Here is a 10,439-nt window from a genome sequence, read left to right on the forward strand (position 1 = left end):
CGACAAGCCCAAACCCTTCAAATGGACCAAAACCGCCGAGGACATCCTCACCCGGGAACGCCGCGCTCTGAACGCGCTCGATGAAATTCGCGGAAACAGGTAGGAAGTGTCAGACTCAGAACACTAGCATCTCTACTCTTGCCAAGAGTTCGGCACTGGTTGTGCCAAGTTCAACATACATCTGTAGAAGCTGTGTAAACGCTTCATTGGAGCGGTCGGAAACAGTTGATACGTCAGAGCGCAATGAGTTCTGCTGTATGGATAGTTCGTTCAACGTTCCCACTTGTCCGTTGTGCAGGCACAGTAAGTACTCAAGGTAACTCTCAACCTGTGTTTCGAACGATATTCCGCGCGAATAGCTGGGCTCTGGACAGAAAGCGGCAGCTTCTGTGGCCAATGCAAATGCCGATCCAGTGCAAACAACTAGGGCTGTCAAAGTACTTCTTGTCATTCTCATACCTCAAACTTCTCAAGGGCTTCCTGTTTCTGTGCCAGCGTATGGCCCGCCTTGAAATAGACCTGTTGCGTGACGCCCTCGCGTTCATGGCCCACAATGTCCTGATAGAGCGGCTCTGGGACGCCAGCCTGAGCCAGTCGCGTTATCATGGTGTTGCGGAAGCTGTGCAGCACCAAGCCGTCTTCCTTCATGCCAAGCCGCTTTAAAAACGTGCTGAACGAGCGGCCTAGATTGCGGCCATAGCCCTCTTTGGCGTTGTAGGAAAAGGACACGAAAAGCCTCTCTTGTCGAGATAGGGAATGCACCCATTCAAGGAAGCCAAGCCGGATCAACTCGGAATGGATGGGCACTTGGCGCTTAGCGGCAGGTGACTTGAGGCTCTTACCTTTGCCATCATCGTTGATGTCGATAAACCAGATGTCGCCTTCTTGTCGGATGTCCGTCAGGAATAGCTGAGCAATCTCGCGTCGTCTTGCCCCGGTATAAAGGGTCAGTAGCGTTGCCCACTTGTAGTCGTCTGACTTTACAAGGCCAGACGTGTTCTCGGTCAACTCTTTAAAAAGCCGTTTGGTCTGGGCAGGCGTGAAGGCCTTGCGTCCATCATCGTTCTTTTTGCTTGCTTTCACCTTCAAATCGACAAACAGTTTTTCAGGGGCGCGGCCATGTTTTTCTGCCCAGTCCCAGAAGCGCCGGAACATGTCGAGATAGCTATTCGCGGTCTTGGTGCTGAGTGTGGGCAAGCCCGGAACTGCGATGGCTTCATGCAAGGGAAGGTCGCGGGTTTCGGGTTTGGTCTTGCGATTGACAGGCATGGACAGCACGACCTGTTTCATCTCGGCGGCGTCTTGGCGCGTGATCTGGTCCATGCCCTTATCCGGCCCGAAAAACTCGACCAGCACGGCAAGATAGGCGTCGGCCTTGTTCCGCATCTCCTGAGACCATTGCGGCCCATGTTCGGCCTTGAAATCGGCTGCAGCGGCGCTCAGGCTCACGGAGCGGGCCTGTGGTGGCCGTGGCGCTGTCCGGGCAGGTTCCGAGAAGGAATAGCCTTCAACGCTCTCAGCGGCGCTCAGAATGGCTTTGATCTGGTCCCGGCGGGCCTTGCGCATCTCTTGGCGCAGGGATTGCTCGTTCTCGGCCCACTGAACCTTTGTGAGGCCCGCTGAGGCGCGGAAACCGTCCAACGTGGCTGCATCAAGGTAAAGGTCCGACAGGTCGTCAAAGCCGTCTATGGCGTCGTCATGCACGTCCAACTCTTGGCGCAGGGCCTCAAGGGACCGATCCGGCAGGCCGGTATCGTTCAGCCGCTCCACATACCTATCCAGCGAAGCTGCAAAGTAGCTCCGCACCATGTCCCGCATCTCGTCTTGTCTGAGCCGTGCCAATGCCTTGTTATCCCGAACCAATCGCCCGCATGATACAAGATGACGGGCAAGATCGCCAGCCCGATCTGGGCACTTGGTGCGAAGGGACATTCTTACTGTTCGGCGCTTTTGGTCCTCAGCCCGAGGAAGGGGCCAACGGAAGTAGTAAACCCCGTGACGTGATGGCGACAGATAGGCGGACAGTTTCATGGGCTTGGTGCTCCACTTTGTGTCGCACTTGCCTGTCCAACTCTTAAGTCACTGATCTATATAGGAATGGCGGAGAGACAGCCCGCCATCATACATTCCGACCACGTCCCAGAACTTCCACTATAACACTGTATTGTTGTTATTATTGACATTTAACTACCGAGTCGGTCTTGCAATGTCCGCATGGTTCTCTCACATCTAGGGGGAAGGATAGGGGGAAGTGACATGCCGAATGGAGCAACGCGACGGGCAAGCAAGGCATTATCCGCGGCGATGGTGCGCGCAGTGCAGGAGCCGGGCAAATATCACGATGGTGGGGGCACCGGCCTTTACTTGCGGGTTGATCCAAACGGTTCCCGATTTTGGGTGCAGCGCGTCACGATACACGGCAAGCGGTGCGAATTGGGGCTGGGAAGCCCGCCTCTAGTCCCACTGGCCGAGGCGCGAGACAAGGCGACTGATAACAAACGCATTGTGCGAGCCGGTGGCGATCCATTGTCGGAAAAGCGGGCGACACGCAGCACCCTGACCTTTTCCGAGGCCGTGGAGCAATATCTGGAAGGAAAGATGGCCGAGTTTCGTAACGAAAAGCACTGTAAGCAATGGCGGGCAACACTTAGCACTTATGCCATGCCAAAGATTGGCCGGATGCAGGTTGAGACTATCGAGGTTCGCGACGTGCTACGCGTCCTGGAGCCAATCTGGACAACGAAAACCGAAACAGCCTCCCGCCTGCGTGGGCGTATTGAAAACGTGATGTCATGGGCAGCTGTCGCAGGATACCGAACCGGCGACAATCCTGCCCGGTGGAAAGGAAACCTTGCTGAGATCCTGCCCAAACCGTCGAAGGTAACTAAGGGTGGCAATCATCCTGCACTGGCGCTGGTCGACGCTCCAGAATGGTGGCGCAGCCTTGCCCGGCGCGAAGGCATGGCCGCACAGGCGTTGCAATTCCTTACTCTGACAACAGCCCGCTCTGGCGAGGTGCGTGGCATGGCGTGGGATGAGTTGGACTTAGGCACCGATGATGGATCTGATGCGCGTGCCATTGCGACAACTGCGACTTGGACGATACCAGCGACACGGATGAAGGGTGAGCGTGAACACCGCGTGGCCCTGACACCGCAAGCCGTGGCAATCCTGCGCGCGCTGCCCCGACTGGATGGCAATCCCTATGTCTTCTTTGCTCCCCGTGGCGGAATGTTGTCAGATATGTCTATTTCCGCTGTCATGCGCCGGATGCAGGAAAGCGAAGTGAAGGCAGGTCGCGCGGGCTTTGTGGATCCGCGCAATAAGCGAGCCGCTGTGCCGCATGGGCTACGTTCTACCTTCCGGCAATGGGCGGCCGAGCAAGGATACCCGCGCGACATGGCCGAAATTGCGCTGGCGCATTTTATCGGCTCCGAAGTGGAGCGTGCCTATCAGCGTTCCGACATGCTCGAACGGCGGCGGGCAATGATGGCCGATTGGGCTGGGTTCCTGCGTGGCGAGGCTGCACAGGGTGACGCCGTAGTGAAGTTGGGAGCTGCGGGATGACCATGCATGAAGCGACCCGCAAAGCTCTCCAAGAATATGTCGATGGCAAAGCTCAACACCCGAACATGAATCCTAACACAAAACGCGCGATTGGGGTGTTACTATATGTAGAAGAAAACAAGTCAGAGCTAGACGCATTAATTGCGGCACAGGAAGGTGATCCAACCAAACTCGCTGAACTGGTCGAAGCGAAGGGTCAACTGCATACAGCAGACGGACGGGCCTACGTCGCTGCACGCCTTCGAGGTGAACAGAGAACGAGGAAGCCCGCAATTGACAATACCTATCGAAGAATTCGTTTGTGGCAACGGGTGACGGACATAATGTATGAGGACGGGACAACGCAGACAGATGCGTTATACCGTTGCCTTGAAGACAAAACCGAGTTCGGTGGCTATCAAGGTTCGTTCGAAACGATCCGTTCTGACTTCAAAAGAGGTCGCGACGATTTCCGCAAAGTTTTGGAAGACCATGGCTTCAAGACAGGGCCGGCATTGCAGAAGAAGCAGATCAGGAAGGGGAAAAAATGAGAATGATAAAATTCGTACTCGCGGTGGTACTGATCGGTGGCTGCGCTCCGTCTGAGCCTTTGCGCAATCAGTGCGGCATGGAGCTTAGGCTTGGGCTTACCGTTCGCGATCAAGCATATAACGAGGCTTTGGATCGGATTTGTTTTGAGCAACTTGCGCGGGAGCGCGGTCAATCCGTGACGCGGTGCATGGAAACGCGAAATGGTCTCATCTGCGCATCAGATTAAACGCCGTGCCGGTGCAAATACATCCCCATATTTGCCCCAGACAAAGGCAATAAGTTTCTGCCAACTTCCTAGCGTACCCAATACGCCATAGGAGGAACTAAACATGACCGAAACACTACTGCGTCGCCCCGAGGTCGAAGCTCGCACTGGGCTTTCTCGCTCGACCATTTACGACTGGATGAAACGTGGAGGATTCCCCCAGCCCGTAAAACTGGGCGCGCGCCTCGTGGCATGGCGCGAAAGCGATATTGCTGCATGGCTCGAAAGCCGTGAAACACGGGTCACTTGATATGGGCGGCACAAACGAAATGGCCCGGAACCTGTTGGCGCAGGAACCGGGCCGGGTAGATTGCCAAGCGCTAGCGGCTGACACCCAAATCATAGCACAACGCAAACCAGCACGCCACAACGGCGGCACGTCCTACTCTGTCACAACAACCGATGGCGTCGCTTTCGCCATTCTTGTTTCTGGCCGTGTGCGCTGGGCGCTCGACCAGTTGCTTGAGGCGGGCACAACAGGCTGTACGACTATCCACAATTCTGCACCGCGTTGGAGCGCATATATCTTTGACCTTCGCGGCATCGGCGTTGAAGTCGAAACAATCACCGAAACGCACGCAGGCGACTTTCCGGGGCATCATGCAAAATACGTTTTGCGCTCTGGCGTGTCCCTTGGCCGGATTGGGGGTGCGGTATGAAGAGATTGCAAATCGCCTTCCTGATGCGCGCTCACGGGCTGAACGAGGCGCAGGCAAATGCTTTGGCCGCCCTGATTTGGGGGGCGACGTAATGATGGATGCAAAACACATAACGCAAAGACTGTGCGGGAAATGGTATGGCCGCTACGGCTGCGCACCCTGCCCGGTGTGCCAGTTCGAAGGCCACAAATCGCAGAATGCGCTCACTTTGGCCGATGGCACTGGCGGCAAGCTATTGTTGAATTGCAAGAAGGCCGGTTGCGACTATCGCGACATTGCGACAGCGGCGGGCATCACGCAGGGCACCTACACGCCGCCGGATCCGGCAATCTCTGCTCAGCGCGCAGCAGAACAGCGCAGGGCTGACGCAAAGCGTGCGCAGCAGGCGCACCGCCTGTGGATGGGCGCGCAGTCCGTCCTAGGCACAGTTGCGGAAAGCTATTTGAGGGGGCGGGGTATTACCTGCCCCCTTCCTAAAACTCTGCGCTTTGATCCGCAATGTTGGCACGCAACCGCCAAAACATTTCCGGCGTTGGTGGCGCTCGTAGAGGGTGGCGCAGGCTTCGCAGTGCATCGCACCTATCTACGCTGTGATGGCAGCGGCAAGGCCGATGTGACGCCATCCAAGGCGATGCTGGGCGCGGTGTGCGGCGGCGCTGTACGCCTGTCTGATGGGCCACAGACGCTTGCGGTGGCAGAAGGCATCGAAACCGCGCTGAGCCTGTCTAGCGGGCTATTGCGCGCCCCTGCGACTGTTTGGGCGGCGCTGTCCACATCGGGGATACGCGGGCTGCATTTACCGGACGAACCGGGGCGATTGACCATTGCAGCTGATGGCGATGCAGCAGGCCGCACAGCGGCGCAGGCTTTGGCGACGCGGGCGCACGGTATTGGGTGGCAGGTATCACTGCTGCCTGCCCCTGACGGGCGCGATTGGAATGACATTTTGACCGGAAAGGACGCGGCATGATGCACGTTCACGCAACAGAAACACCCTTCAACCCCGAAGCTCCGCAACCGCTGGTGCGCGAAACCGCTGCCGGTGCCGCGTATCCTGTTGAAGCACTCGGGCCGTTGCGCGACGCGGTAGAAGCCGTGCAGGGCATGACGCAAGCCCCTGTCGCCATCCCAGCGGCATCGGCTCTCACCGTGGCATCGCTGGCAGTGCAAGGCTTTGCCAATGTGGAGACGCTGGGCGGCATGCGCCCTTTATCGATTTACGCCCTGACCATCGCTCGAAGCGGTGAACGTAAATCAGCGTGCGACGCCCCGCTAATGGCTCCACTGCGCGACCACGAAAAAGAACGGGCCAAAGCTCAGCGCGAAGAAATGCAAAGCTGGACCAATGCGCACGCGCTGTGGAAAGGCGAACGCGACCACATTTTAATGGAAGCTAAAAAGGGCAAAGGCGAAAAGCGCACGGCGGCGCAAGCTGACCTTGAAGCGCTCGGGCCGGAACCCGAAGCGCCCGCATCGGCTGATAGGACAGTGACAGAACCGACCTTTGAAGGGCTGACCAAGCTATTTGCGCATGGAAACCCCAGCCTTGGGCTTTTCTCGGATGAAGGCGGGCAGTTTCTGGGCGGGCACGCCATGAATAGTGAAAACAGACAAAAGACGCTGGCCGCGTTCAATGACCTTTGGCAAGGCAACCCAATTCGGCGCACGCGCTCAGGGGATGGGCACTCGACGTTATACGGGCGGCGGCTGGCAGTACACCTGATGGTGCAACCAACCGTCGCGCTGGGCTTCATGGCGGACCCGCTGGCGGCTGACACAGGCTTTCTGCCCCGTTTCCTGATGTGTGAACCGCCCAGCGCAATCGGAACCCGAATGCAAGCCAACACAAAGCGCGATGATATGGCGATGGCGAACTTCTCAGGACGGCTGCGCGACATCCTCGATACAACACCGCCCATCGACCTGGAAACCCGCGAACTGCAACCGCGCATCCTTAATTTGACCCCCGGTGCCCGCGCGCAATTGTCTGCATTTTCGGACGTCATAGAAACCGCACAAGCGCCCGGCGGTGACTTGGCCCATATCTCAGGCACGGCATCCAAAACAGCGGAACAGGCTGCGCGCATCGCTGGTGTGCTGACCCTCTGGCGTGACCTGTATGCCCCAGAAGTGCAGGTTAGCGAAATGAACGATGCAATCTTGCTGGCGCAGTACTACCTTGCCGAAGCTTCACGGCTTTCCAGCGCTGCGCTTGTTTCCGCTGAAATCGACAACGCCGAAAAGCTGCGGCTGTGGCTTCTGACAAACTGGACTGAACCCGATGTGCTAGTGCGCGATGTCGTCCGGTTGGGGCCGAATGCATTGCGCGAAAGCCCAAAGGCAAGGGCTGCGCTGGAAATGCTTGAAAAGCACGGATGGCTAGTGCGTCTTGAAGCGGGAACAGTGGTCCGCGGATCCGCTCGAGTTGAAAGTTGGCGCATCGTAAGTGGGACGGGCCATGTGGTTTAATCCTCACGCCAAACTAGTAGAAATCGCGGAGCAACCCCCTGCGACTTCCGCGACAACTGCGACACAAGCCCCAGCTGCGCGCCCAATGTCGCAAGTGTCGCGACTGTCGCAACCCCTCTACTCCCAGAAACCCGCTTTTCGTGTCGCGGAAGTCGCAAGTGTCGCAGCCCCCTAGCGCCAAAACCAGAACCGCAGCCTAGGCCCCACTTTTGACAAATACCGAGCTTGTAGTGGGGCGCAGGATTTTGGAGCGGCATGGGCCAGACGGGCGGGATAGGTTGGCATAAGCTGGACGAGGGATTAAGATGAAAAGTAGAGATTTGGACCGCAAGTTTATCCCCGACATCGCGCGCGCGCGGGGTGGGGTATTAGAGCCGCCATCAACTCTATCGCCTTTGAGTGCCATCGTTTGCGGAGCCAAAACTCGGAAGGGAAAGCCCTGCCAAGCAAAGGCCATACCGGGCAAAACGCGATGCAAGTTTCACGGTGGTGCCAGCACCGGACCGCGGACGGACGACGGGAAGGCCCGCATCGCAGAAGCGCAACGCCGGCGGTGGGCCGCGCACAAAGCCTCAAAGAAAAAGACCCAGAAACTTGTTGGTACCAAAACCCAAGCCATAAAGAACTGCTGCGAGTAGTGCTTGCAATGGCAACGATGAAAGTAGAAAATCCCGGTAACTCACCCCCATTTCGCGCAGCCTTTCCACTCGCTCCGGTGGGGTATGCATTCCAATAAAGGTGTTCACGACCGCCAATGGCACTGCGAACCAAATGGAGTATTGCATGAACCCCAAGGCGATCAGTGCGATAAGTGATAGAGTTCCGATCACAATATTTCCACTCTCAAATCCGCCTACTTAGCAGGGCTCGGCTTGCTTGCAGCGACCGCCGCAGAGTTCCTCCAAAAATCATTATTCAACTCGACTGCGGCCGGAGTTCAGTGCAGCGCTCGCCTGCATACTTTCGGGCTGAGAAATTCGGCTGGTTCGATATGGGCGGCAGGCCTTTAATCCACGGGTCGTCGCCAAACGATACATAGCTCTCAAACATCTCATCGGCCGACTTGGCATCATTGGCCTCGAGGAAATCATCGACGATTTTCCGGCAGGCTGTAACTGCCGCATCGTAGCTGTCGAATGTCCCGAGGACGTATCGCTCGTCCTCATCCATGTAGTGGAAATTGTCGTCAACGTAGACGGTCCAAGCGCCCTTTGGATTGTGGAGCAATTCATGCTCGCTGAGGTCGGCGTGTTCTGCCCGAGTTTCGGTGCGTCCTCTGTTCTCTAGAACTTTTCGTTGAAGGTGCATCCAATTCACTTCGTGGACAAGTTCCAACGGGTCCGCATCGTCGTCTCGAACACGGTAAATCGTTGCGTTTCCCGGATAGTCGTTGAAGTGCCATTCCATGACCCCACCGGGCGCTTCGTCACGAACTATCACCGGAAAACCCAACAATAGCCCAGCCCATGCTGCGGCGTGAAGTCGCGCAGTTTTTTCTGCACCGTCAGGTAGCTTGGCCTTAAGCTGGACGATCTGGCTCGGCTGCACCGCGTGCTGAGCAAGCCTTACAAATTGCGCAGTACATGCTGGTGAATGTGTGCCATTTCTTTCAAACAAAAGGTTTTGGATGTCTTGGGCTGCCAGTCTTACAGCGTCACTCAGTACGGATCTTTGGAACAACTGTGTCCAGAAATCTTCCGCTATTGAATAGAAAAAGATCCGCCCTTGGTGCTCAACATAGTATCCCTCCGTTAAGCCAAAGACCGCAGCGTTGCTTAGGATTTCTTGCAGATTAACTTTGCGTTCCGATGTAATCATATCGTCGACCTGAGAAGTTAGTTCACGCATTCTCTCTGGTTTGATGTTCTGAAATGTCTCTCGCAGCTTTTCAGGGTCCATACCTGCCCTTCGACCGCCTTCGAGCAATCCATCCAAGTATTGATTGCCCTCAGGTTCTGATGATCTGTACGAGCTTAATCCTAGCGATTTCCAAGCCTCAGGATTTCTTGCCTCCAGATTCTGCATGATTTTTTTCTTTGCAATGCGAACAATCTCACTGGCTTCTGAATCGCCAAGGCCAAATTTCTCTTCCAGTTCGCTCTTCGCCTGATAGGGGTATGCGTCACTCCTTAATGCTATAATGGCGTACTCGAGAGGGTCGCCATTAGGACCCCCATTCACAGTTGTGAGACCCGCGAAGCCAGAAGTCGCGGCGCTCTCTGGGGGCCTGAAGCTTTTGTTTTCTTGAACAGGAATGGCTGTGCCCAAGAAATGATCGAGGTTAACTTGTTCTTTCCATTTTCGCTTTTTCAGAAAACCAAAAATGCTAAATCCCTCCGCTCAATGCGATCGCAAATTAGCATGTTGATGTAGGTATGTCATCCGGAACGTTCCGAGAGGATCTCGGTCGTTGCGGGGGAAGGATTGGGGGAAGTAAATCCTCACCAATCAAATAAAACTAACTATATCAATGGGATACGCAGTCTTTATGGCGGAGAGACAGGGATTCGAACCCTGGGAAGGCTTGCACCCTCAACGGTTTTCGAGACCGCCCCGTTCGACCACTCCGGCACCTCTCCGCGGTCGGGTGGGGCTTAATGCTTCGCTTTCATCAGCGCAAGTGGAAAATCCCTGCGCACGGGCGTGTCAAGCGCGGGAAAGTGTTTTGGTCCAACACGGCATTTGGCCTATCGTTCAACCGACTCAACTTGAAAGCGGGGACGGTATGCTGAGAGCGGTGATTGTTGCAATTTGGAGCGCTGTGGCAGGATTTGGCGGGTTCGCCCACCACAATGCCCAAGCACAGACGATTTCAGAGAGCTATACTCCGAGTCCTGCAGAAGCCGAATTTGTTGACTTGACTGCTGGGTTTGGAACGATTCAGCTATTGCTTATGATCCGCCCTGACTTTCTTTCCTCACCAGCCCGCCTCGAGCTTGAGGCTTGCG

11 protein-coding genes and 1 tRNA gene are annotated in these 10,439 nt (G+C 56.2%); 8 read left to right on the forward strand and 4 right to left on the reverse strand.

Annotation, left to right across the window (positions count from 1 at the left end):
• Positions 1–453: 453 nt before the first annotated feature.
• Entirely contained in the window at positions 454–1,809 is a 1,356-nt protein-coding gene (locus ROE7235_RS17460; RefSeq protein ID WP_245964018.1) for a site-specific integrase, read from the reverse strand.
• 447 nt (positions 1,810–2,256) lie between these two features.
• Between ROE7235_RS17460 and ROE7235_RS17465 the strand changes: the two genes are divergently transcribed.
• From ROE7235_RS17465 to ROE7235_RS20855, 7 genes are all read left to right on the forward strand, one after another.
• Positions 2,257–3,567 carry a tyrosine-type recombinase/integrase gene (locus tag ROE7235_RS17465; RefSeq protein ID WP_082237323.1) on the forward strand — a complete coding sequence of 437 codons (1,311 nt, stop codon included), beginning with the start codon at positions 2,257–2,259 and terminating at the stop codon, positions 3,565–3,567.
• The gene (locus ROE7235_RS19970) at positions 3,564–4,097 is read left to right on the forward strand and encodes a hypothetical protein (RefSeq protein ID WP_074784653.1); all 534 of its coding nucleotides are present in this window, start codon (positions 3,564–3,566) and stop codon (positions 4,095–4,097) included. Before ROE7235_RS17465 ends, ROE7235_RS19970 begins: the two co-directional genes overlap by 4 nt.
• Positions 4,098–4,427: 330 nt before the next feature.
• Positions 4,428–4,613, forward strand: a complete 186-nt coding sequence (locus ROE7235_RS17480; RefSeq protein ID WP_074784649.1) for a helix-turn-helix transcriptional regulator — start codon at positions 4,428–4,430, stop codon at positions 4,611–4,613.
• Position 4,614: 1 nt separating this feature from the next.
• A complete protein-coding gene (locus ROE7235_RS17485) occupies positions 4,615–5,022 on the forward strand; it encodes a winged helix domain-containing protein (RefSeq protein WP_235575657.1) in 408 nt (135 codons plus the stop codon).
• Between the two features lie 91 nt (positions 5,023–5,113).
• Positions 5,114–5,992, forward strand: a complete 879-nt coding sequence (locus ROE7235_RS17490; protein WP_050661283.1) for a DUF7146 domain-containing protein — start codon at positions 5,114–5,116, stop codon at positions 5,990–5,992.
• Complete coding sequence (locus tag ROE7235_RS17495) at positions 5,989–7,491, forward strand: YfjI family protein (RefSeq protein ID WP_083398046.1); 1,503 nt, start codon at positions 5,989–5,991, stop codon at positions 7,489–7,491. The genes ROE7235_RS17490 and ROE7235_RS17495 overlap by 4 nt, the downstream gene beginning before the upstream one ends.
• A gap of 305 nt (positions 7,492–7,796) precedes the next feature.
• Positions 7,797–8,129 carry an HGGxSTG domain-containing protein gene (locus tag ROE7235_RS20855; protein WP_074784647.1) on the forward strand — a complete coding sequence of 111 codons (333 nt, stop codon included), beginning with the start codon at positions 7,797–7,799 and terminating at the stop codon, positions 8,127–8,129.
• Here ROE7235_RS20855 and ROE7235_RS20245 read toward each other — a convergent pair.
• The 3 genes from ROE7235_RS20245 to ROE7235_RS17510 all read right to left on the reverse strand — a co-directional run bounded on the left by ROE7235_RS20245 (position 8,064) and on the right by ROE7235_RS17510 (position 10,070).
• A complete protein-coding gene (locus ROE7235_RS20245; RefSeq protein WP_160316343.1) occupies positions 8,064–8,321 on the reverse strand; it encodes a hypothetical protein in 258 nt (85 codons plus the stop codon). The two genes, ROE7235_RS20855 and ROE7235_RS20245, sit on opposite strands and share 66 nt — an antisense overlap.
• An 85-nt stretch (positions 8,322–8,406) precedes the next feature.
• Positions 8,407–9,759 (reverse strand): hypothetical protein, encoded by a 1,353-nt coding sequence (locus ROE7235_RS17505; protein ID WP_147434256.1) that lies wholly within the window; start codon positions 9,757–9,759, stop codon positions 8,407–8,409.
• A 221-nt stretch (positions 9,760–9,980) separates the two neighbouring features.
• Positions 9,981–10,070: transfer RNA gene (locus ROE7235_RS17510), tRNA-Ser, on the reverse strand.
• A 146-nt stretch (positions 10,071–10,216) separates the two neighbouring features.
• Here ROE7235_RS17510 and ROE7235_RS20425 point away from each other — a divergent pair.
• Positions 10,217–10,439, forward strand: a 223-nt coding sequence (locus ROE7235_RS20425) for a hypothetical protein (protein ID WP_220669588.1), incomplete at its 3' end; no start/stop codon positions are given.

Source organism: Roseinatronobacter ekhonensis, assembly GCF_900499075.1.
Classification (GTDB): domain Bacteria; phylum Pseudomonadota; class Alphaproteobacteria; order Rhodobacterales; family Rhodobacteraceae; genus Roseinatronobacter; species Roseinatronobacter ekhonensis.

Coding starts and splice junctions, on each gene's coding strand:
- ROE7235_RS17460 (WP_245964018.1), bottom strand. CDS start 1,809: ATGGTGCGGAGCTACTTTGCAGCTTCGCTGGATAGGTATGTGGAGCGG.
- ROE7235_RS17465 (WP_082237323.1), top strand. CDS start 2,257: ATGCCGAATGGAGCAACGCGACGGGCAAGCAAGGCATTATCCGCGGCG.
- ROE7235_RS19970 (WP_074784653.1), top strand. CDS start 3,564: ATGACCATGCATGAAGCGACCCGCAAAGCTCTCCAAGAATATGTCGAT.
- ROE7235_RS17480 (WP_074784649.1), top strand. CDS start 4,428: ATGACCGAAACACTACTGCGTCGCCCCGAGGTCGAAGCTCGCACTGGG.
- ROE7235_RS17485 (WP_235575657.1), top strand. CDS start 4,615: ATGGGCGGCACAAACGAAATGGCCCGGAACCTGTTGGCGCAGGAACCG.
- ROE7235_RS17490 (WP_050661283.1), top strand. CDS start 5,114: ATGATGGATGCAAAACACATAACGCAAAGACTGTGCGGGAAATGGTAT.
- ROE7235_RS17495 (WP_083398046.1), top strand. CDS start 5,989: ATGATGCACGTTCACGCAACAGAAACACCCTTCAACCCCGAAGCTCCG.
- ROE7235_RS20855 (WP_074784647.1), top strand. CDS start 7,797: ATGAAAAGTAGAGATTTGGACCGCAAGTTTATCCCCGACATCGCGCGC.